Source organism: Peribacillus cavernae (assembly GCF_003989135.1).
Lineage (GTDB): Bacteria > Bacillota > Bacilli > Bacillales > DSM-1321 > Peribacillus > Peribacillus cavernae.
In genome coordinates this window covers 87,141-109,992 of sequence record NZ_RYZZ01000030.1, presented here as the reverse complement: position 1 = coordinate 109,992, position 22,852 = coordinate 87,141, and the positions used below count along the sequence as shown (strand labels likewise).

18 protein-coding genes and 1 pseudogene are annotated in these 22,852 nt (G+C 40.5%); 17 read left to right on the top strand and 2 right to left on the bottom strand.

The features are described 5' to 3' along the window. Position 1: 1 nt before the first annotated feature. The 12 genes and pseudogenes from ELQ35_RS17300 to ELQ35_RS17245 all read left to right on the top strand — a co-directional run bounded on the left by ELQ35_RS17300 (position 2) and on the right by ELQ35_RS17245 (position 13,075). Positions 2-556 carry a TRAP transporter small permease gene (locus tag ELQ35_RS17300; protein ID WP_246026115.1) on the top strand — a complete coding sequence of 185 codons (555 nt, stop codon included), beginning with the start codon at positions 2-4 and terminating at the stop codon, positions 554-556. Next, positions 553-1,827: a TRAP transporter large permease subunit gene (locus tag ELQ35_RS17295; protein ID WP_126866393.1), complete on the top strand. Its 1,275-nt coding sequence runs from the start codon at positions 553-555 to the stop codon at positions 1,825-1,827. Before ELQ35_RS17300 ends, ELQ35_RS17295 begins: the two co-directional genes overlap by 4 nt. A gap of 60 nt (positions 1,828-1,887) precedes the next feature. After that, positions 1,888-2,940 (top strand): TRAP transporter substrate-binding protein, encoded by a 1,053-nt coding sequence (locus ELQ35_RS17290; RefSeq protein ID WP_126866391.1) that lies wholly within the window; start codon positions 1,888-1,890, stop codon positions 2,938-2,940. A 28-nt stretch (positions 2,941-2,968) separates the two neighbouring features. Further along, entirely contained in the window at positions 2,969-4,222 is a 1,254-nt protein-coding gene (locus tag ELQ35_RS17285; protein WP_126866389.1) for a nickel pincer cofactor-dependent isomerase, group 22, read from the top strand. 86 nt (positions 4,223-4,308) lie between these two features. Then, entirely contained in the window at positions 4,309-6,513 is a 2,205-nt protein-coding gene (locus tag ELQ35_RS17280) for a dihydroxy-acid dehydratase domain-containing protein (protein ID WP_185861809.1), read from the top strand. Between the two features lie 61 nt (positions 6,514-6,574). Further along, positions 6,575-7,357, top strand: a complete 783-nt coding sequence (locus ELQ35_RS17275; protein WP_126866385.1) for an IclR family transcriptional regulator — start codon at positions 6,575-6,577, stop codon at positions 7,355-7,357. A gap of 14 nt (positions 7,358-7,371) precedes the next feature. Beyond that, positions 7,372-8,274, top strand: a complete 903-nt coding sequence (locus ELQ35_RS17270) for a fumarylacetoacetate hydrolase family protein (protein ID WP_126866383.1) — start codon at positions 7,372-7,374, stop codon at positions 8,272-8,274. Positions 8,275-8,286: 12 nt separating this feature from the next. After that, the gene (locus ELQ35_RS17265) at positions 8,287-8,586 is read left to right on the top strand and encodes a UxaA family hydrolase (protein ID WP_126866381.1); all 300 of its coding nucleotides are present in this window, start codon (positions 8,287-8,289) and stop codon (positions 8,584-8,586) included. 4 nt (positions 8,587-8,590) lie between these two features. Further along, positions 8,591-9,748, top strand: coding sequence for a UxaA family hydrolase (locus ELQ35_RS17260; protein ID WP_126866518.1), 1,158 nt, complete (start codon positions 8,591-8,593; stop codon positions 9,746-9,748). Between the two features lie 78 nt (positions 9,749-9,826). Continuing rightward, positions 9,827-10,777: a U32 family peptidase gene (locus tag ELQ35_RS17255; RefSeq protein WP_126866380.1), complete on the top strand. Its 951-nt coding sequence runs from the start codon at positions 9,827-9,829 to the stop codon at positions 10,775-10,777. Between the two features lie 87 nt (positions 10,778-10,864). Beyond that, positions 10,865-11,824, top strand: a pseudogene (locus ELQ35_RS17250) (C-terminal binding protein). A 222-nt stretch (positions 11,825-12,046) separates the two neighbouring features. Continuing rightward, complete coding sequence (locus tag ELQ35_RS17245; RefSeq protein ID WP_126866378.1) at positions 12,047-13,075, top strand: TRAP transporter substrate-binding protein; 1,029 nt, start codon at positions 12,047-12,049, stop codon at positions 13,073-13,075. 81 nt (positions 13,076-13,156) lie between these two features. Here ELQ35_RS17245 and ELQ35_RS23820 read toward each other — a convergent pair whose 3' ends face one another. Then, complete coding sequence (locus tag ELQ35_RS23820) at positions 13,157-14,233, bottom strand: LuxR C-terminal-related transcriptional regulator (RefSeq protein ID WP_370873461.1); 1,077 nt, start codon at positions 14,231-14,233, stop codon at positions 13,157-13,159. A 309-nt stretch (positions 14,234-14,542) separates the two neighbouring features. Between ELQ35_RS23820 and ELQ35_RS17235 the strand changes: the two genes are divergently transcribed. From ELQ35_RS17235 to ELQ35_RS17220, 4 genes are all read left to right on the top strand, one after another. Further along, entirely contained in the window at positions 14,543-15,979 is a 1,437-nt protein-coding gene (locus ELQ35_RS17235; RefSeq protein ID WP_126866376.1) for an amidase, read from the top strand. 137 nt (positions 15,980-16,116) lie between these two features. Continuing rightward, complete coding sequence (locus ELQ35_RS17230; RefSeq protein ID WP_126866374.1) at positions 16,117-18,198, top strand: hydantoinase/oxoprolinase family protein; 2,082 nt, start codon at positions 16,117-16,119, stop codon at positions 18,196-18,198. Between the two features lies 1 nt (position 18,199). Continuing rightward, positions 18,200-20,155 (top strand): hydantoinase B/oxoprolinase family protein, encoded by a 1,956-nt coding sequence (locus tag ELQ35_RS17225; protein WP_126866373.1) that lies wholly within the window; start codon positions 18,200-18,202, stop codon positions 20,153-20,155. Positions 20,156-20,314: 159 nt separating this feature from the next. Continuing rightward, the gene (locus ELQ35_RS17220; protein WP_126866371.1) at positions 20,315-21,418 is read left to right on the top strand and encodes a C45 family autoproteolytic acyltransferase/hydrolase; all 1,104 of its coding nucleotides are present in this window, start codon (positions 20,315-20,317) and stop codon (positions 21,416-21,418) included. Between the two features lie 264 nt (positions 21,419-21,682). Here the strand turns inward: ELQ35_RS17220 and ELQ35_RS17215 are convergent, their stop codons facing one another. Then, a complete protein-coding gene (locus tag ELQ35_RS17215) occupies positions 21,683-21,880 on the bottom strand; it encodes a C4-dicarboxylate ABC transporter (protein ID WP_126866369.1) in 198 nt (65 codons plus the stop codon). 111 nt (positions 21,881-21,991) lie between these two features. Here ELQ35_RS17215 and ELQ35_RS23215 point away from each other — a divergent pair, with 111 nt between their 5' ends. Then, positions 21,992-22,186 carry an NADPH-dependent FMN reductase gene (locus tag ELQ35_RS23215; protein ID WP_246026114.1) on the top strand — a complete coding sequence of 65 codons (195 nt, stop codon included), beginning with the start codon at positions 21,992-21,994 and terminating at the stop codon, positions 22,184-22,186. Positions 22,187-22,852: the final 666 nt, after the last annotated feature.

Here is a 22,852-nt window from a genome sequence, read left to right as displayed (position 1 = left end):
AGTGGCCAAAATATCAGCCTTCTTAGAAAATCTATTAAATATTATACTTGCCTTAGCCTTAGCTATTATGGTCGTTCTAGTTTTTGGGAACGTTATTCTCCGTTACTTCTTTAATTCCGGTATTACATGGTCAGAGGAAATGTCGCGTTACTTATTCGTCTGGCTCACTTTTTTAGGAGCAATCGGGGCTTATCAAAATAAGGAACATTTAGGCGTCGATATGGTGGTAAAACGCCTGTCAAAAAGAATGAAGAAAATAGTACTGGTGATCAGTGACCTATTGATAATTTTTGTGCTCTTATTAATTCTGGATGGCAGCTGGAAAATGACGGTGCTTAACTTACATAGTGTGACTCCGGCTGTAGGCATGCCCCTTTCCTTGGTTTACGGGACTGGAATACTAGTAAGTGTTTCGATGGGGATAATCACAATCAATAATTTATACCGAATTATTTTTAACAAAATTGCGGATGACGAACTAATTATTATTAATGACTCAGAAGAAATGATAACTATACATGATGAAAACTTAGGCAAGGAGGAAAAACAAGCATGATCGGGGTATTTGTTGGCTCTTTACTTGGAGCAATGGGTTTAGGTATGCCAATTGCATTTGCATTGCTGGTTAGCAGCGTTGTTTTAATGTTCTTCCTGGGAATTTTTGATAGCCAAATTGTTGCACAGAACTTAATTACAGGTGCAGATAATTTTCCTCTCATGGCGATCCCCTTTTTCATGCTGGCAGGAGAGTTAATGAATGCAGGTGGATTGTCCAGGCGTATTGTTGAAATGGCAATGACAATGGTCGGGCATATACGGGGAGGACTCGGATATGTTGCGATAATTGCTAGTGTATTATTTGCAAGTCTGTCAGGCTCTGCAGTTGCAGACACGGCTGCATTAGGAGCGATATTAATTCCTATGATGGCTAAAAGCGGTTATGAAGTTAATCGATCCAGCGGATTAATTGCAGCGGGTGGAATAATTGCACCTATCATTCCGCCAAGTATTGGATTTATTATTTTCGGTGTGGCGAGCGGCGTTTCCATTACTAAGCTTTTTATGGCCGGGATTGTCCCGGGTCTTTTGTTGGCAGTTGGGCTGACTGTTACCTGGGCAATTGTAGCACGAAAAGAAAAAGTAAAAGTACAACCTCGAAAATCATTGAAAGAGATCCTTATATCAATTCGAAAAGGCATTTGGGCGCTTTTTCTTCCAGTCATAATTATTGGAGGCTTGAAAGGGGGACTTTTTACTCCAACCGAGGCTGCTGTAGTAGCTGCCGTTTATGCATTGTTTGTTGGTTTGGTCATATACCGCGAATTGAAAGTTAAGGATTTATTTAGAGTGTTTGTCCATGCTGGGAAAATGACGAGTGTGGTTATGTTTCTTGTCGCAGCAGCTCTTGTTTCGTCATGGCTTATTACGGTAGCCAACTTGCCTAACGAAGTGATCAGTTTGTTGGAACCATTTATGGAACATCCTTTGCTGCTCCTTATAGCAATTAACTTATTAGTCATCTTAATAGGAACAGCGATGGATATGACACCAACTATTCTTATTCTTACTCCTGTATTAATGCCGGTAGTAGAACACGCAGGAATAGACCCCGTTTACTTTGGAGTACTGTTTATTCTTAATAATGCAATTGGGCTACTAACACCGCCTGTTGGAACCGTTTTAAATGTAATGTGCGGGATAAGTAAAATTAGTATGGAAGATATGATGAAAGGAGTTTGGCCATTTCTGCTAGTTGAAATTATTGTATTGGTTTTGTTAATTGTATTTCCTTCTATTGTAACAGTACCGCTTGAGTGGCTTACGTAGGATCATAGAAGTTCAGCAAAAAAGATTCATAAACTAAAATTAAGTTGCAGGGGGAACAAAATGAAAAAATGGGTGAAACGTTGGGCGATAGGCATCGTATTGCCAGGAATCTTGGTACTTAGCGCGTGTGGAAATAATAGTGATAGCAACACGACAGCCAGTTCGGCTAATGACGGGATAAAGGAAAGAACGATTAAAACCGGTATTGGAAACAGTGAGGCTCACCCGCAAGGCCAGGGAATGAATAAATTTAAAGAACTTGTCGAAGAGAAAAGCGGGGGAAAAATGAAAGTGCAAAATTTTTTCGATGCGACTCTGGGTGATGATCTGAAAATGACGGAAGCACTCCAGGCAGGAACGCAGGAAGTTACGACACCTTCCACTTCACCTCTTGTGGGAATGGTTCCGGAATACGGCATGCTAGATTTTCCTTTTGTTTTTAATACTGAAAAAGAAGCGGATGCCATTCTTGATGGGAAAGTAGGTAAGCAGCTCCTTGAAAGATTGCCGGAACAGGGGCTAGTAGGACTGGGATACTGGGAAAACGGATTCCGCCAATTAACAAACAGTAAGCATGCAGTCAAAACAGCGGAAGATTTTAAAGGGCTTAAGGTTCGTACCATGCAAAATGAAGTTCATTTAGATGCTTTTGAAAAATTAGGGGCTAACCCTACACCAATGGCTTTCTCAGAAGTATTTACCGCGCTGGAGAGCGGAACGGTAGATGGCCAAGAAAATCCAATGCCAACAATCGTAACCCAAAAATATAATGAGGTTCAATCTCATTTAAGCCTTACAAAACATGTATATACTCCATTCGTTTTTCTAGTCAGCAAAAAGTTTTGGGATGGCCTGTCTGAAGAAGAGCAGAAAATAATGCGGGAAGCAGCGGAAGAAGCAGGAAAGTTCCAACGTGATTTAAACCGCAGCGAAAATGAAAAAGCCATTAAAGAACTCGAAAAAGCTGGAATGAAAATAAACGAAGTATCCGATCAAGAGCGGGAAAAAATGAAGGAAATTATCAAACCAGTAAATGATAAATTTGCAGAAAAAATTGGGGCAAACCTTGTAGATGAAATGATGACTGAATTGGCTAAAGTACGTGGTAAGTAATACAAACCTTCAGTAAGGAGCATTAATTATGGATATCATATCTGAACTACTACAAGGAATCAGTTTGCCAAAAATGGTAAAAGTCAAGCAAAAGTTTAGCGCTCCAGAACTGGAAGACACAGCACGTGAGGTTCACAACGCAATAAAAGAGGCTAACGTTCTCTCCAGGGTATCTCCTGGAGACCGCGTTGCCATTGCAGTTGGGAGTAGAGGAGTTGCAGATATCGCAATCATTACACGAGAGACAGTCAATTCTATTAAAAGTGTAGGTGGAGAACCATTTATTGTCCCTGCAATGGGAAGTCATGGAGGTGCTACTGCTGAAGGACAAATTGACGTTCTTTCGCAGCTGGGTGTTACTGAGGATACTGTTGGTGCTCCGATCCGCTCATCAATGGAAGTAGTCCAGCTGGGAGAGTTGCCTAGTGGCTTGCCTGTATATGTTGATAGGTTTGCTTATGAGGCAGATAAAATTGCCGTCATAAACAGAATAAAACCTCATACAGCTTTCAGAGGACCCGTTGAAAGCGGACTAATGAAAATGATTACGATCGGCTTGGGGAAGCAAAAAGGAGCCGAAGCTGCTCATGCTTTCAGTTTTAAGTATATGGCTGAACATGTTGTGGAAATGACGAAGATTACCATGAAGGAAACGCCAATTATATTTGGCTTGGCAACATTAGAAAATGCATATGACCGCCCTGCAAAAATCGTTGCAGTTCCGGCAGAGAAAATGGAAGAGATGGAACCGGAACTTTTGAAAGAAGCCAAATCCTATATGCCGAGTATCTATTTTGACTCTATAGACGTACTCATAGTTGACGAGCTGGGGAAAGATATTTCCGGAGATGGGATGGATCCTAATATTACAGGGAGGTACGCCACTCCATATGCCAGTGGGGGACCGGATATTACCAGAATAGTCGTTCTTGGATTGACTGAAAAGACACATGGTAATGCAAATGGAATCGGAATGGCGGACATGACAACCAAAACTGTCATGAACGAAATCGCATGGGAGAAAGGATATGCCAACGCGCTCACAAGTACTGTTACGTCAGTTGTTAAGCTTCCCATGGTATTAGACACTGACGAATTGGCCATAAAAGCAGCGATTAAAACCTGCAATGCGTTTGATCTGAAAAAAGCGAAAATAGTAAGAATAAAAAACACATTGGAGATTGGAGAGATCTTGATATCTGAAAGCTTTTTGGATCAGGCTAAGAAGATACCAGAAATTGAAATTTTATCAGAATCATCGAATCTTATCCTGAATAGTTGACTTAACTCTTTTTTGAATTATGTAGCAGCCGAGGAACATTAATTGCTCTATTAATTATGTGGATATTTTAACGAAGGGGGATAATCATGAATCGCTTATATCCTAATATAAACAGTGACATAAATCCTTATCGGGACAATGTTCAGGGAAAGGCAAATGAACCAATTACAGTTGCAGGCTTATTGGACAGAGCAAAGCTTACTTTAGGGACAACATATGAAGGCGAAAAGCCGGACTGGACTTTGGAGAACATTTACTTAAGGCTGGAAAATAATGCTCCACGCATCGCAATTATTGGAGGATCAGCTGATCATCCGGCCCATATTATGGACTTTCAAACGTCTGCACGAGCTGCCATTCGAATTTGGCAGAATGGCGGAGTACCATTTTATTTCTCTACACCGGTTATGTGTGATGGCACAGCTCAAAGTAATCAGGGAATGAGTTACTCTCTTCAAAGCCGGAATGCGGTAGCACAAATGATTGTTAATCAACTGGAAGCACATAGTTATCACGGCGCTTTTGTGATTCAGGGATGCGACAAACAACCGCTTGGCGTGGTAAGCGGTCTTGCCCACCTGGATCGTCTACGTCGAAACCGGGGGGAAGCGCCGTTCTTTGCTACATTTGCTCCAGCACATGTTTTGGAAGGCGGGTCTATTCCTGAAGATGTTGTAGTGGAACTTGAAGGGTTTGCTAGAAAAGCTGAAAAAGAGGGAGCTGCAGACATCGCAATTGACCTGCGGGATACGATGGCATATATCTTACAATGCTCATCCAATACAGCATTTCAAGGGGTATTCGAAAGAGCGTTTGAAAGAGGTCTGCTTACAAAAGAAAAACATAAATATTTTGAAATGCGTTTAGCGGTTGCAACATGTGATGGGCAAGGTGGAGTATGTGCGTTTAATGGAACAGGAAACAGTTCGAGGCATTTGGTTGCAGGCCTAGGTCTTGTTCATCCGGCCTTGGAACTTCTTACTGATCCGCCAACCCAGCGTCAGATCAATGCGGCATTAGATAGCCTTGCTGAAATGATTAATATGGAAGAGTATGGGGTTTCCAATATAGTCGCTACTAATATCAGAAATGGAATTCGAATACATAGCGCCTCTGGAGGCTCTACTAATCTAATGATACACATTGTGGCAGGTATGTTGTATGCCGGCTATAAATTCAGCTTATGGGAATTGGATGAAATCCACCATTCCCACCCGATACCTGATTTGTTTAATTATAGTTTAACAGAAGGCAGAGATATTTATGAACTGGCCATGCAGTGTTGCAGCGGCAATAGTCGCGGAATGGAAACTCTATTTCACGAACTAATGGAAAATGGAGTGCCAATGGATGTGGAGGCTCATACCGTGGCAGCAAAAACATGGAAAGAAAGACTTGAAATAACACAAAGCCTACAGGCATCAAATGTAAAAGAAAATTCAGTCATTTTGTCCACTCCTCGCCGGCCGTTCAGTGGCGTTGATGTGTTAAGAGGAAATTTTTTTGAAAGCGCAGTTGTTAAAATCAGTGGCATGTCAACGCCACAGCTTAGCCAATTCGATAAAAAGCTTGCTTTTGTTCTATATTATGAAAATGAAGACGATGCGAACAGAAGTTTACTCGATCCTGACACGCTCACACAAATACGTGAGCATAAGCTTTTCAGACACGATATTTTGCTTGAAGTTTTAAAATTTAATAGCGCTTCTGCCTGGGATAACCTGAAGGACAAAGAATATGGTGAATTGTTCGATACCATGACTGAAGAAGGCATATTGAAAATCGCTGTTATCATCGCTGGACAAGGACCGGTTGCTTTTGGGATGCCGGAGATGTTTACGCCTATGCAACATATCAATGCCAGCCGTACATTGAAAAAACTTGCTACCATTATCAGCGATGGCAGATACTCCGGCGTTACTTATGGAGCAGCAATTGGACACATGACTCCGGAAGCTTTTGAAGGCGGGGGCATAGGTTATTTAAAGACAGGGGATTTATTATATCTCGGTCTAAGTGATCGTCGGATTGAATTTGTAAACACGGAAAAATTATCTCAAGGCAAAATAGTTTATGAATTTTCCGAGGTAATAAAAAATGAACGCAAAGATTTAATGCAAGAGAGAAAGCAAAAGATGAATGCACGTCAGAAATTGGTGGCTGCAAGCAATAGGATGCATGGACATACCGATGCAGCAAACGGTGTGGTTCCGCTGGCTGTTTATCACGATGCTGAACTTGATTATCGGTCTGATGTTATACAAAGTGGCAAAAGTACAGTAAGTCATTAAAGAGAATAATGGGATAAAAATACTTATAATAAGAAGAAACAAGAACAGAGGAGAATGAAAAATGCCCATTATTCAATCCGTTGAGCGTGCTTTAAAGATTTTAGACTTGTTTGACGAACGCTCGAGAGAATTAACCATCACAGTAATCAGCAAGAGAATGGACTTGCATAAAAGCACAGTTCATTCGCTTTTAAAAACGCTGCAATCAAATAGATACATTATTCAAAATGAAGAGAATGGAAAGTATATGCTGGGGCTGAAGCTTTTTGAGAGAGGGAACGTTGTTGTTAGCAATCTGGACCTTCGTACTGTAGCAAGAAAGCATCTTGAAATGCTATCAGATACAACAAATCTTACTGTCCATTTGGTTATATTGGATGGCCAGTATGGAGTCTATATCGATAAAGTGGAAGGCAGCGGCGTAACAGTAGTATATTCCAGGATCGGAAGAAGAGTTCCCATTCACACTAGTGCTGTTGGAAAATCACTTGTTGCGAATAAAAGCAACGACGAGATAAAAAAACTTATAACTGGTTATCAATTTACTAAGCTTACCGAAAAATCAATTAATTCACAGGAACAGTTTATGGCTGAAGTAGAAAAAGTTCGCTTAATGGGATATTCCTTGGACAACGAAGAGAATGAACCAGGGATCGTTTGCGTAGCTGTACCCGTCAAAGATTACTCAGGTAAAGTTATTGCTGCAGCTAGCATGTCAACACCTGTCGCAAAGGCGACCAGTGAAAAGCTCGAGGAGTATGTAAATCTATTAAAACAATGCACGTTTAATATCTCAGAAGAATTAGGGTTTAACTATCAAAAAGCCAAACTTCTTAAGAAGTAAAGCAGGAGGTAAAAATGAGAATTATCAGGTATATTAATGAGCGAAATCAAAAGCAGTTAGCAGCTTTATCTAAAAGCGATGAAATATACGATTTGCCATTTGAAGATTTTCTTTCTTTTATTAATGGTATGAAACGGGAAAACCAATCACCATTGGAGTTTATTAACAAGTTGATCAACCAGAAGAGCGAACCGAAGAGAAATATGAAGGATGTAACAGTGACGATCCCAATTGATGCTCCCGAGGTGTGGGCGGCAGGAGTCACATATGAAAAAAGCAAAGAAGCCCGAAATTATGAAGCGACACAAGGTAAACTGGACAGTCAGACTTTCTATGACAAAGTCTATGATGCAGAACGTCCGGAAATTTTTTTCAAATCCACAGCAGCGAGAACAGTTGGCCCTAATGATCCTGTAAATTTGCGTTCTGATTCTAACTGGCAAATTCCTGAACCTGAATTAGGCCTGGTTATTGACAAAAGTGGGGAGGTCATTGGTTACACCATAGGCAACGATATGAGTTGCAGAGATATTGAAGGTGAAAATCCTTTATACTTACCACAAGCAAAAATGTGGAAGAATTCTTGTTCAATTGGGCCAGCGATTCTATTAGAAGAGGCGGTAACTGATCCTTATGAACTTAAAATCATCTGCCGTATTTATCGAAATGAGCACATTGTTTTTGAAGGAGAAGCACAGGTAAGCCAGTTAAAACGTAAACTTGATCAACTAGTAGACTACCTCATTCTTGATAATCAAGTTTTTGACGGCACAGTATTACTTACTGGCACATGTATTGTACCACCTAACGAATTCACCTTAAAAGACAATGACAGAGTGGAAATTGAAATCCCGCGAATTGGAGTTTTGAGCAATCCTGTCAAACTGCCAAATCCTATTCTGACTAAAGCAAATTAAGGGGTGGGAATGATGGAAGAGTATAAAACTCTTTATTTAAGTGAGAAAGATAATGTAGCCGTAGCATTGTCTGAGATTCCCGCCAATGTGTCTGTTGCAATACGAAATAACGGCAAAGAAATAATTGTGCAAGTTTTGGAACCGATAAGGTTTGGGCATAAATTCGCGGTCAGGCTCATCAAGAAAAGCGAAGATATTAAAAAATACGGTGAAGTAATTGGAGCAGCTGTAATGGATATAGAAGCTGGAGCCCACGTCCATGTCCATAATCTGGAAGGAAAAAGAGGAAGAGGTGACAAAATTGTTAACTGAAAATATGCAATTTTATGGCTACCGCCGTCCAGACGGCAGAGTCGGTGTCCGGAACCATGTGCTCATTTTACCGACAATTACTTGCGCCACACAGACAGCGCGAAGAGTAACGGAACTCGTAAGCGGCACTGTTACCTTCATTCACCAGCATGGATGCGCACAAGTAGGAATCGATTATGATCAAACCTTCAGAACGTATGCAGGTATGGGGAAAAACCCAAACGTTTATGGCGTAATTGTTTTAGGATTGGGCTGTGAAACACATCAGGCTAACCGGGTGGCGACGGAAATTGCAAAAACTAATAAACCGGTTGAAGTTGTTTCAATCCAGGATCATGGCGGAACGCTTCAAGCCATTGCCGAAACAGCTAAAATAGCTGTGAAAATGGTGCAGGATGCTTCTATTGTGAAAAGAGAGCTGTGTGATTTCAGCGAACTTATTGTAGGTACAGAGTGCGGAGGCTCTGATGCTTGTTCCGGTTTGTCGGCTAATCCTGCGGTAGGAAAAGCCAGTGACTTACTTGTTGAGCAAGGGGGAACAGCCATGTTGGCTGAAACTACGGAACTAATTGGAGCGGAACACTTACTAGCAACCAGAGCAGCTAATGATCAAGTAGCCATTAAAGCCTATCAAATTATTGGTGCGATGGAAAATCGCTCGATTCAAATGGGAGTTGACATTCGTACTGGCAATCCAAGTCCGGGAAATTTGGAAGGCGGAATAAGCTCACTTGAGGAGAAATCGCTCGGAGCTGCAACTAAATCAGGATCGAGCCGCTTGGAAGAGATTGTGGACTACGCAGAGGTTCCCACGAAAAAGGGGCTCGTTTGGATGGATACTCCCGGTCATGATATTGAGCAGCTGACGGGCATGGTAGCTGGTGGCGCACAAATTGTGCTCTTTACCACAGGCAGAGGCACGCCTACCGGTTCCCCGATTGCTCCAGTCATTAAGATATCAACGAATACTCCCATGTTTGAGCGCATGATTGAAAATATGGATTTGGATGCGGGGAGTATTGTGGATGGTAAAGAATCAGTAGACCAGGTGGGTAATAGAATTTTGCGCGAAATTCAACATGTAGCCAATGGCAAGCTTACGAAAGCAGAAATTTTAAAACAGCATGACTTTGGAATCTGGAGAATAGGCCCTACTTTTTAAAAAATGAAACGAAGGAGAGATATGTGGGGCATACAGAGTCACTTCTGAAAAATATTAATCTTAAAGAAGGTGTAAACAGTGAAAGAATCTCGTGAACTATTAGAAAAGCTAGGGTATCCTTCAACGGATTTTCAAGAACTGCCCACTTCTACAAAAACGTTTCCAGACGGAGCTCAATATCGAATCGAATTGCCGAGTGTGGAAGGCCCTGTAGCTTTAAAAGAAACCATACGAGCAATTGATCTCCATGGCATTACGGTACACCGTATATCACAAGGAAGCGGTATCATGCTGCAAACAGATGTAGAAATCATGGAAATGTGCAAAATCACTGCTGAAAGAGGCATGGAGCTCAGTTTATTTGTCGGTCCGAGAGGGACATGGGATATTAGTGCACAGCCTTTAACAAGCGCAGGAAAGTCAATTGCATTGCGTCATGAAGGTGTCGACCAATTGGTCTATGCAATGGAGGATTTAAAAAGAGGTGCAAACCTCGGCTTGCGCAGCGCTTTAGTTGCCGACGAAGGGCTGCTCATGTTGACAAAAGAAATGAAAAAGCATGGACAGCTGCCGGAAGACTTTGTGATTAAAGTATCCGTTCAAATGGGATCTGCTAACCCGGTCTCCGTGAAGTTAATGGAAGATCTAGGAGCTGGCACATACAATGTGCCAACTGCCCTTACCCTCGCAAAACTGGCATCAATTCGCCAGGCAATAGATATTCCGATCGATTTATACGTAGAAGTTCCTGACAACTTCGGCGGATTCTTGCGCTACTACGAAATTCCGGAAATAATCCGTGTCCTGGCTCCTGTCTATATTAAATTTGGTTTGCGCAACCATCCGGATGTGTATCCTTCCGGAAAACAGTGGGAAAGCACAAATATTTCTTTAGCCCAAGAACGTGTCAGAAGAGCTGCGCTTGGCGTCCAGATGATTGAACGCTATTATCCAGAGGCCAAAACTTCCAAACTGGGAGCGGCAGGTCTAGGCATACCAAAGGTTGTGACCTCAATTATTTCAAAATAATTTAATGTGTCCCTGGGCTGATCATAATATATCCTTATTGGCTCAGGGATTCTTAAAGAATAAGGCAAATTAAAAGGAGAAAAAATAATGGAATTTAAAGTACTCCTAACAGACTATGAATTTGTAAATTTAGCGTATGAAGAGGAAGTATTCGAAGAAGCAGGAATTAAAATTCATTTTGTAAAGGCACAATGTAAAACGGAAGATGAAGTGATTCATCATGCCAAAGATGCCGATGCCCTTTTAAATCAATATGCTCCTGTCAGCAGACGGGTGATTGAATCTCTTCATAAGTGCAAAGTTATTTCGAGATATGGTGTCGGGGTTAATACGATTGATTTAGAAGCCGCAGCCAAAAAAGGAATAACCGTTGCCAATGTACCGGACTATGGCATGGAGGAAGTATCAAACCATGCGCTGGCACTTCTTTTATCCTTGGCTCGAAAAGTTACTTTATTAAATAATCAAGTGAAAAAAGGAAATTGGGATTTCAAAGCTTCCGTGCCCATTCACCGTTTTAATGAACAAACGGTTGGTGTATTAGGTTTCGGACGAATTCCGCGCAGCCTGGTTGAAAAGGTAAAGCCTTTGGGCTTTAAGCTGGCGGCTTATGATCCGTTTGTTTCAGCGGAGGATATGGAAAAAGCCGGAGTTTAAAAAATGGATCTAGATGAAGTGATTCAAGTCGCAGATTTTCTTTCCATTCATGTACCTCTCATCAAAGATACATATCACTTAATTAATGAAGGAAGATTAAGCCAAATGAAAGCGAACGCCGTGATTATCAATACAGCGCGCGGACCGATTATTGATGAAGCCGCGCTAGTTGATGCCCTTACTAAAGGAGTGATTGCCGGTGCCGCTCTTGATGTTTTGGAAGAGGAACCGGTGAGTACTAATAGTCCATTTTTAAATATGGAAAATGTAATTATTACGCCCCATAGTGCCTGGTATTCGGAGGAAGCTATGGTGGAATTGAGAAAAAAGGCCGCGTTGAATATTGTACATGTGTTAAGTGGCAGTACCACTCCTTATGCCTTGACATAAGTAAGATCGATTAGCCAAGTGGGGAACGATGAATTCGGGGATGCGATGACTGCCTTTATAATGAAGGAAAAGATAGAATAATTGGTATATACGAATATTAGAGTTAAAAACCTTTGGAATATATAATTGAAGCCTTTCGATCGAGTATACATTCCTTCCGAACTAATATTAGTTCAACACTTTAATGCTTGTGATTCTATTATGTTTAAGGGGGCGCTTTTTATGAAGAAATCTATATTTTTAGTATTATTCACTTTTATTTTACTTACAGGATGCAGCGCAAGCACTAAAGATACAAGTTCGTCTGGCGGTGGAGAAAAATCAGGAAAAACGACAACCATTAAAATAGCCAATTTTTATGCCGATGACCACGCTGTCAATAAAGCGATAAAAGAAAAGTTCTTGCCAATGGTTGAGGAAAATTCAAATGGAAAGTTAAAAGTGGATCTTTTTCCAAACAGCACCATTGGTGGAGAAGAGTTTATGTATGATGGTACCCGTAATGGAACTATTGAAATGGCAGTTCTCAGTCAAATCATGGAACCGGATGTACCTAAGGTCGGGCTCTTCTCATTACCTTTTTTGTTTAAAGATTATGCTCATGCGAAAGGTGTACTCGACAGCCCGATTGGAGGGGATATCAAGACTGAATTTGAAGCTAAAACTGGTTTAAAGCATCTTGGATATGGAATTAACGGCTTTCGTGTAGTGTCAAGTAACAGACTTGTGAAAAAAATGGAAGACTTCAAAGGGTTAAAATTAAGGATGCCTAATGTCCCTCAAATGATTGCTACAGGCCAAGCTTTGGGAACGACTGTTTCCCCGATGCCTATACCTGAGATTTTTCCAGCCCTTGAACAGAAAGTAATAGATGGACAAGATAATCCGTATTCAACATTGCGCTCTAATGCATGGTATGAAGTACAAACTCATGTTTTAGAAACGCGCCATCTATTTTTACCAAACAATTATGTTGCAAGTAAGAAATTCTGGACCAGCTTATCCCCTGAGCAGCAAAAGGTCGTGGAAGAGGCTGTACAGGCAACAGTTAAGCGTGAGTGGGAGCTGACCGAACAAGGTGAAGAAGATGATAAAAAATTCCTAAAAGAAAACGGATTAAAGATAACCGTGCCGGATGAAGATTTTAAATCAGAAATGATCCAGGCAACCGAGGGTGTTCATAAAGAGTTTTACAAGAAATACTCTTGGGCCGAAGAAACTGTTGAGCAGATCAAGGAGCAATCGAAATAATATACGTCTATGCAACGTTAGACTCGGTTTCCATATCGAGTCTTTTTGTGTTGGTTTACTTCAATAAAATAAATAAGGCATTCATAAATGATCCAATTTTCTAAGCAAACCAGTACGGTTCTTGACTTCCAGTTTGCTAAAAATATTTTGAATATGTCGTTTTACAGTATTAATACTGATAAATGAGTGTTCCGAAATTTCCTGGTTTGTGTACCCCTTCCGAACTAGATGGCAAATTTCCATCTCTCTTGGTGTTAATAAGGAGAGTTTTTGATCAACCGATGGTGTAGAGGATCTGTCACCTTTTTCAGGGATAAGATGGACTAAATATACTGTATCCTTTTGATAGTCTGATTTCGGATCGAATTGAATGGTGTATTTTTGAAAAGAAGGGGAAATAACGGATTTTACAAAGCCTAATTGTACGTTTTGTTGACACATCAGGTACTTTATCACAAAAAGGTCTATCGTTTTTTCATTCTCATTGGTCAATAGCTCTGAAGTGATGTCTCTAGCAGACGTATTGTAATAAAGGGGGCGAAAGGACAAATCTAAAATGATAAGACCAAGAGGAGATTTATCTGCATGGGCTTCTAATATTCTTTTTTGTTGTTCTATATTCTGCAACCTGATTTGACTGGAAATTTTTTGCGAAATGAACGTCGATATGGCTTCAAATATCTTCATGTCTCGCCGATTAAAAGGGCGGTCATCTTTAGATCTTAACAATCCTAGCGTTCCTACCAATTTATCTTGGTAAGTAAAGTTGGCTACCATTTCATCATGAAAATCATGCTTTTTTATAAAGCCTCTAAAATATTCGCTCTTTTCAAACTGATCAAAGGAAACCATATCGTGGATACAAAATGCTCTTTGCTCCGACATTTTATTCAAGTGCTTTTTCGGATGGAGAAAGTCTAGTTCATCATAATTGGCCATGTAATCATAGATCACCTTATCCTTAATTTGGTATAGGTGTGGATAAGAAATATTCCCAGCTTCGTCCGTGAACCATAAAACAGACTGATGATATCCCCATATTTTTGAAAGGACATGTTGAATCTGATGGCGGAAATGTTCAGTCGGATGTGCCAGATGTTCTAAAAATTCCAATATTCCTCGATATTCTTTCTTAGATAACTGGTAATCTTTAATCAATGCTCCACCTCTAATATACGAAATATTATGAATAGTATAACACCGGTTTGTGTTTTATTTATCACCCGAAAGTACTATTTTCTGAACCGAAAAATCAGCAGATGGGTCACTTCTATCAATTTTATTACTTTGTGTACTCAATAAAATCCTATTCCATACTCCTTTTATTAGACTTAAAACAAAATAAGATGATAGTAATTTAGAGGATTACTAGTTATTGAAAAATCACACTTTTGAGTAATATGTAAAGAAAACATGATCTGAGATAATACAGCTAAGCACGCTATCAAATCACTAGGAGGTTTGGAGATGAAGTTTTCTGAGTACTCGAATTATGACGCGACAGGCTTGGCCGAGCTGGTTAGAAAAAGGGAGGTGACTCCGAAAGAACTCAAAAATATAGCTGTGGAAGCAATCAAAGAATTGAATCCAAAGTTAAACGCGGTTAATAATCTTCTTGCTGAGTCAGGCCAAGAAATTGAAGGATCACAGGAAGGACCATTCGCTGGAGTCCCATTTCTAATTAAAGAGGCATTATTGCATGCTGCGGATGTTCCGTCGAATCTAGGAAGTCGGTTAGCTGAGGGGTTAGTTTATTCTGATGATACCGAATTAATGATGAGGTTCAAAAATGCGGGATTAGTCACTGTTGGAACAACTACAACTCCAGAATGGGCGTATAACGCGACAACAGAATCGATTCTTTACGGGCCAACCCGAAACCCATGGAATACGGATCACAGTCCAGGGGGATCAAGTGGTGGGGCAGGTGCCGCTGTAGCTGCGGGTATTGTACCTTTAGCACATGCTAATGACGGAGGAGGTTCAATCCGAATTCCGGCTTCATGTAATGGATTGGTAGGGTTAAAACCAACTCGTGGACGTACACCAACCGGGCCTTTTGGAGAATTGCTAAGTGGTATCGGGGTGGAGTTTGCTGTTTCGCGGAGTGTCCGTGATACAGCGGCATTATTAGATGCTGTTGCCGGTCCTGATATTGGTGCTTACTCCTTTGCGCCCCCTCACAATAGGTCGTTTCTAGAAGAGGTTAATGCTCCGCCAAAACGGCTTCGCATTGCATACATGGAAAAGCCGCTTACTGGAGTGCCGGTGAATCAAGAATGTATTAACGCTTTGCGTGAAACGGTAAAACTTTGTCAAGAACTTGGACACGAAGTTGTCGAGGCATCCCCACAGATCGATGTAGAATTGCATAATCTTGCTACACTACGAATTTGGACCGCGCATGTGGCCCATATGGTAAATGGAGTAGCTAAAGCCTTAAACCGCGTTCCTTCAGAAGAAAATCTTGAAACAGCGAGCTTTGCGTGTTACCAATATGGTCAGGCAATCACTGCTCCCCAGTTACTGGAAGCAACCGACATCATGGCAGCAGTTACAAGGTCGGTAGGACAGTTTTTCACGAAATACGATATCATATTATCACCAACAACAGCCCAGCCTCCACTCCCTCTAGGTGAATTAAATCAAAATGCTCCAGGAATCAATGCTGAAGAATGGACTGAACAAATATTTACTTATGCCCCATTCACTAATCTATTTAATACAACAGGCCAGCCTGCGATATCGCTCCCTCTCGGGTGGAGCAGCAATGGCCTGCCGATAGGGATGCAGTTTGGCGGACGCTATGCTGAGGAGTCAACGCTAATTAATCTAGCCAGTCAACTCGAACAAGCACGTCCTTGGAAAAATAAACGTCCCCCTGCATTGGTTAATGCTACTTAAATTAATCGAGGTTAACATCCAAAGAATTTTATAATCAATTATAACTGCAGGTTACGTTTACAAACGCATGAAGCGTTTGTAAACGTGATAAAGAATATAGGATCCTGGCAAGAACTACACATTGAGGGGGAAATACTATGTCATGGCGAATTGGTATTGATATTGGTGGTACGTTTACAGATGTAGTCGCTTTTAACGAGGAAATCGGAAGTAGAAAAGCTTTAAAAGTCCGTTCAACGCCAAAAAATCCTTCAGAAAGTTTTCTAAATGGGATTAGATCTTTAAAAGATATGGGGATTGAATCATCAGATATATCCATGGTCATGCATGGTACTACCGTTGCAACGAATGCAATTCTAGAGAGTAAGTATAGTGAAATGGGTTTAATTGTAACTGGCGGTTATAGAGAAATGTTGGAATGCGCACGGCAAACGGTTCCAGGTGACTTTGGTGATATTGTTACCTGGATTAAACCGCCTCGTGTAGTTCCCCTTGAACTAGTTAGAGAAATCCCTGGGAGATTAGACTACAAGGGGGATGAATTACGGCCTTTAGACGAAGAAGCTGTAAGAAAAGTAGCCAGAGAATTCAAAGAAATAGGTGTCCCAGCTATAGCTGTGTCATTAATAAATTCATATAGGAATCCCATACATGAAGAAAAAGTTCGAGAGATTATAAAAGATGAATATCCTTCTTGCTATGTATCTATATCAACTGATGTTATTAGAGAATACCGAGAATATGAACGAACGGTCAGTACTTGTTTGAATACGGGGCTAATGCCGTCACTTTCAAGCTATGTAGAAAAATTAACAGAACAACTTGAAAACACTCAAAACCAAACACGTTTTTATATTATGCAGTCCAGCGGGGGATTAACGGATAGTGAAACGATTAAAAAACAACCTATTAGTGCTGTTTTATCTGGGCCTGCAGCAGGAGTGGTTTCAGCGGCGGCCTTAGCAAAAACAAGCGATTTTCATAATCTAATCACACTTGATATGGGTGGAACTAGCACTGACATTTGTCTGATTGAAAATGGTGAACCGAAGATGCTGACTGAGGGGCAGATTGATGTTTACAACATTAAAACGCCTATGGTAGATATGACTACAGTAGGTGCCGGTGGAGGATCTATTGCGTGGTTGACAGCTGGAAATAGTTTAAAAGTGGGTCCCGAAAGCGCAGGATCTGATCCAGGTCCGGCCTGTTATGGATACGGTGGTGAACATCCTACTATAACAGATGCCCATCTTATATTGGGCCGCATTCCGACTTCATTGGCAGACGGTAATGTTGTATTGAAAGCGGAAGCATCAAGAAAAGTTATAGAGGAAAAAATTGCTTCTCCTCTTAACTTAACTGTAGAAGAAGCAGCTGACGGAATTATTCAAATAGGAACCGAAAACATAGCCAGGGGGATCAATCTGGTTTCCATTTCTAGAGGGCAAGATCCTAGGATGTATGCACTGTACCCGTTTGGAGGTGCCGGCGGGTTACATGCTTGCCGTTCAGCCGATATCCTAAAAATTAAGAGGGTCATTGTTCCTCTGCTTCCTGGACTAACTTCAGCCGAAGGGTTGCTATTAACAGATATTCGAGCAGATGAGGTTATAACCGATGTCCAACGTGAAGATGAACTAGACATTACAAAACTCCAGTCCGAATTTAAAATAGTTCGTGAAAAATCAATAAATTACTTAAAAAATGAAGGATTCAATGAAAAGAACCTGAAAATTCTTTGTTTTATGGATTTCCGATATTGGGGTCAAGCGTTTGAAATTAGGGTGCCTGTAGATCTTCCTGCAGGCGGGCAAGTATCTGAAAAGATCATTAGGGACACCATTAATAAATTTCATCATTTTCACCTTGACCGTTACGGGTACTCCTATGAAACCAAAGAACTGGTTGAGATTGTAAACATTGGAGCAACCGGGGTTGGCTTACTTAATCCGCTGCAGCAAACTGAATATGATTCCAACTCTCGTGATTTAAATGATGCTCTAGTTAGTGAAAACAAAATGTACGTAACCAAAAATGGAAAATCTGGATATTATTCTGTACCTGTGTATGACAGATACAAAATCCCTGTTAATAAACCGTTTGAAGGACCTGCTATCATTAAACAATTTGACTCTACTTTTGTTATGGAACCTGAATGGACTGCGCAAGTTGATCATCTTGGTTATATCATTTGTGAGAAAAAGGGAGGTATCTAACATGAAAATTGACATGAATAAATACGAAGACAGGGAGAAGTATGATCCTTTTCGATTTAAGGAATGGCCAAGACATGATGAACATTGGCCAAGAATTCAAGAGAGAAAAGAGCTATTAGATCCTTTAACCGTCGATATTATTGAGGGTGCCCTTGAATGGGCTATAGATGAAGGGGAAGCTGTTGTTGAAAGAATGGCTAGAGGTTCTATCATTCGGGAGCAACATGATTACCGGGCATCCTTCAATACAGTGGATTGTAATAGTGTAACTCATGTATCATGGGCAGCAACTGCTGATCCTATTAGAAACTGCTATGAACTTGAGGATATTCGTCCAGGAGATGTTTTTGTGTATAATGACGTTTATTCTTCTCTAGGAACCATTGGCCACCTCCCTGATTACTGTGCGGTAGTTCCGGTTTTTAGTGATGAGAGGATAATCGGCTTTTCTCAGATTTTCGGCCATTGTACGGACGTTGGGGGACGTGTAGTAGGAAGCTGGCCTCTGTCTTCGACCAGTATTTTTGAAGACGGAACCATGTGTCCACCGATTAAGTTGTACGACCAAGGAAAATTAAATGAAGAAGCTTATCGCATTATTCTAAGAAACAGTCGTTTTCCAGATGAGTTGCGTGGGGATATTGATGCATTTATTAGTTGTGCCAGACTTATTCAACGTCAGGTGCTTGAATTGTGTCAACGATATGATACAGATACTGTGGAAGCTGCTTTTTATGAGATTATGGATAGATGTGAAAAAACAGTTATTGAAAAGGCCCTTCCTCAGATCCCTGAAGGGGAATTTATAGGAGAAGATTTTATTGAAAATGATGGGGTGGATCGTGATAAACCCGTTAAAATTAAATTAACGATTCTCAAGGATTCCGAACGTATGATAGTTGATTTCGAAGGAACTGATCCCCAAACCAAAGGACCTATAAACTGGCCCATGGATGGCAGACACTTTTCAAAATGGCTTGGAGCATTTATAAAAGGGTATGCTCCTGGAATGGTCATTAATGATGGATTTACGAAAGTATTCCAGTGTATGCTCCCTCCTAAAACAGTTTTATCAGCAAGGTTTCCAGCACCTAGTTCGGACAGGATGACATCTATGTTAATGATGATAAATGCATTTACCGCTGCAATGGTAAAAGCAACAAAAGGAAACGCAGTAGCAGCTATGCAAAACATCCAATTATATGCGATCTTTGGGGAAAATGAAAAAGGCGAACCCTTCTTGTACCGTGAAATCTTTGGCGCTGGTTCTGGAGCAAGACCATACGAGGATGGAACTGATATGGTGGACTTGGTTCCAAACTCCAGAAACTTACCTGCAGAATTCATTGAACAGCGTTACCCAGTAATCGTAGAACGAGTAGGAGCATATATTGATTCTGGAGGTCCCGGTAAACACAGAGGAGGACTTGGTTACTTAAAAGATGTTCGGGCATTGGTTGATGGATATTTTTCACCTGTAGCATACCGAACTGAATTTGCCTGTTTTGGTGTAAACGGAGGTATGGCAGGAAAGCCTGGGGTTTGTTGGATTAATCCTGGGACTCCTCAGGAAAAAAAGATTATCCACAGCCACGAATCTATTCCTATTAAAGCAGGAGATATTGTTAGAATTACCACCCCTGGGGGTGGAGGCTGGGGAGATCCCTTAGAACGAGATCCCGAAAGAGTACGTCTCGATGTACAACGGAATATCGTATCACTTGAAAGCGCCAAAGATGATTATGGTGTTATTCTTCAAAAGGTTGAAAATCCGAGACGTGCATACGAAATAGATGAATCGGCTACAAAGCAACTTAGAGATGAAATCCGAAAAAATCGGGAACCGCTTAAATTAATTAATCGTGGAGAACGGGTAAATCAATTAATTAATGAAGGAAAGATATCTGTTTCAGACTACGATATGCTTGCTTTCCCAAATACACCTGCTTATGCGTAATAGTTAATCGGCACTAAAGCCAAGATATTCAGAAGCGGATACCAAGCACACATTTGTTGGTATCCGCACACCTAAGCAAATAGTCAATTAGGCTTCCCTCTTTGGCTTAACATTTATTATTTTGAGCAGCTAATAAGTTATATATGGAGGTGAAATTGCGTGACAAAAGAAAGTCCTTTTTTTCACTTGAAAGTACAAGAATCGGATCCTTTTAAAAGAGGAACGTTTATTGGCGAGCGAGTCTCTGATAAAATCAACGGAAATGTGGAGATTTACAAAAATATTTTCAAGGAGTATGCTGACGCCGATTGGGACACTGTACGGAACAAGGCACTCCAATTTGTGGAACCCATTCAGGATTATGCCCCTGAAATGGTTGAAGAATTGAAAGGAATGGCTAAAGGTTCAGAATTGGACTTGGCTGATTTAATGGCGTTAAATGTAAGGACTGAAATTATGTTTGGTTTAACGCAAAGAGTGGAAGCTGAATGTACTTCATATGCTTTATCAAAAGACAATGTGACCAACCAACACGTTATAATTGGACAAAACTGGGATTGGAAAACGCCAGTCCAAAAAAATACGATAATAACCGAAATACAACAAGAACCTTATCCGTCAATCATTATGGTGGCTGAGGCGGGTCATTTGGGCAAAATTGGCTTTAACTCAGCCGGCATTGGTTTATGTGCAAACCTGCTAGTAAGCTCGTTAGATAAGGGTGAAGTAGGTGTTCCTTTCCATGCAATTCTAAGAAAAATACTAAATTCGCAAACTTTTAATGAAGCAATCAGAGCGGTAACTCTTCCATATCGGGCTTCCTCCGGTAACTTCGTTATTGCAAATGATAAAGGTACCATCCTGGATCTGGAAACAGGCCCGGGGGGAAAAGAAAATATTTATTATTTAGAGCCCACTGAGGGGATATTAGGCCATGCTAACAATTTTATAGTCGACACTCATTTTGAAGATAAAACTCTTGAGATATTACCAGATTCTCCAGGTAGAGCGAATCGCATAAGACATGAATTATCAAAATTTTCCGAGGTGGGAATTGATCAAATCCAAAATGCGTTAAGGAACCATGATAACTATCCCAATTCAATTTGCCGTCATCTGGAATCCGAGGGAAATATACAAACATTAGCATCCATTATAATGGATTTAACTGAGAAGAGTATGCTTGTTACTGCCGGTCCTCCATGTGAAAATTTGTTCACTAGGGTGTACCCTCAGTTCTATAAAAATGAAAAAATTGTGTAATTTCGAAAAATAACAAAAACCACCTTACCAAGATTTTTGAACTTAACCTGAATAATGGACAATTTTGAAAAAAGTCCTTTATTCGGGTTTTTCTGTGTCAATATGCCAGAAACCCGTTTATAATCATTTCAAAGATATGCGTTGTGGATGCATGGTGAGTAAAATTATTTTTAATGAAATGCAAATCATTCGGGCCATAAGGTCACATTTTCTGTAATAAAAAAAGGGGTAGCGCTTCTTTAGCGGCCCCCCCTAATTTGCTGGTTAAAAAAGGTATGGAATGATAATCGCAACAATTCCAAGGGCGATTGCCCACCATGCTAAAGCTTTTTTGGGGCTAGCCAGGCCAATTAGTCCGAGTATAATAGCAATACCACCTAGCCAAATTGGTGCGTAGAAAAATCCAACAATTGCCGAAAGGATACCCAACCAACCCATCCAATTACCTGCCATATCATTCATGTCCAAACATCTCCCTTTTTTTTTGGCTTAGACTTTGCAACGAATGACCTTACTACAATTGAATTTAAAGTGGATTATTCTTTCTGTTATAATTTATGATTCTTAGACATTTTGTATGTTAATTCTTTTCATATCGAAATTCTAAACATTCGTGATCTTCCACATTTTGACCAGGATATTGAAAATGATCCGCCAGAAATAGTAAAAGAATTTAAAAAGCAAATGGCGGAAGCGGATGCTGTTTTGTATGTCACACCTGAATACAATTACTCCATTCCGGGTGTCTTAAAGAATACGATTGATTAGTTGCCTCGCGTGGATAAGGTAGTAATAGGCAAGCCATCGTGGATTGTTGGTGCTTCTATATCCTTAATGGGAACAATTCGTGCCTAGCTTCATTTTGAGGGAAGTCTTATTCGCACCAGGGGTTCCTCCCGGCTCCTGCCTGGAAATGAAGTGTATGTATCTTCAACTCATGAAAAATTCGATGAGACGGGCAATCTTACCCATGAACTGACGATTGAATTCTTAGATGGTGCAGTCGATAACTTCTTTGGATGGGTTGAGGGAAGTAAAATAAAATACATACTTTAATCCATTAACATAGCATAAAGAATTTCATGATTTGTCAAGTTGGTTTTTAACAAGGTTCGTTATCTCGAATGAACGTTGCCTGTTTCATTTGAGATTTGATAGAGAGCCTAAGATTTATGAAAGATTTACGCAAACTGCTTCGCGACCAAGCACCTTACTTTGGGAAAATTGAGAAGTACTAATTGCATCAAATTATATATGCGGTATACAAGCTCCTTTTAATTAGGGATTTGGAGATGACTACCAAACCTAATTATAAGGAGCTTTTTAATCCAATGAAGACTTGGAAATTATAAAGTTCCGTAGAAGTACATTATAAAAATTGGGTTTTTTAGATTAGTGGCCAAATACCTCCTTTTTATTCGGAATGGCAACCTT

Coding starts and splice junctions, on each gene's coding strand:
- ELQ35_RS17235 (WP_126866376.1), top strand. CDS start 14,543: ATGAAGTTTTCTGAGTACTCGAATTATGACGCGACAGGCTTGGCCGAG.
- ELQ35_RS17285 (WP_126866389.1), top strand. CDS start 2,969: ATGGATATCATATCTGAACTACTACAAGGAATCAGTTTGCCAAAAATG.
- ELQ35_RS17260 (WP_126866518.1), top strand. CDS start 8,591: ATGCAATTTTATGGCTACCGCCGTCCAGACGGCAGAGTCGGTGTCCGG.
- ELQ35_RS17245 (WP_126866378.1), top strand. CDS start 12,047: ATGAAGAAATCTATATTTTTAGTATTATTCACTTTTATTTTACTTACA.
- ELQ35_RS17275 (WP_126866385.1), top strand. CDS start 6,575: ATGCCCATTATTCAATCCGTTGAGCGTGCTTTAAAGATTTTAGACTTG.
- ELQ35_RS17295 (WP_126866393.1), top strand. CDS start 553: ATGATCGGGGTATTTGTTGGCTCTTTACTTGGAGCAATGGGTTTAGGT.
- ELQ35_RS17215 (WP_126866369.1), bottom strand. CDS start 21,880: ATGAATGATATGGCAGGTAATTGGATGGGTTGGTTGGGTATCCTTTCG.
- ELQ35_RS17225 (WP_126866373.1), top strand. CDS start 18,200: ATGAAAATTGACATGAATAAATACGAAGACAGGGAGAAGTATGATCCT.
- ELQ35_RS17280 (WP_185861809.1), top strand. CDS start 4,309: ATGAATCGCTTATATCCTAATATAAACAGTGACATAAATCCTTATCGG.
- ELQ35_RS17230 (WP_126866374.1), top strand. CDS start 16,117: ATGTCATGGCGAATTGGTATTGATATTGGTGGTACGTTTACAGATGTA.
- ELQ35_RS17290 (WP_126866391.1), top strand. CDS start 1,888: ATGAAAAAATGGGTGAAACGTTGGGCGATAGGCATCGTATTGCCAGGA.
- ELQ35_RS17265 (WP_126866381.1), top strand. CDS start 8,287: ATGGAAGAGTATAAAACTCTTTATTTAAGTGAGAAAGATAATGTAGCC.
- ELQ35_RS17270 (WP_126866383.1), top strand. CDS start 7,372: ATGAGAATTATCAGGTATATTAATGAGCGAAATCAAAAGCAGTTAGCA.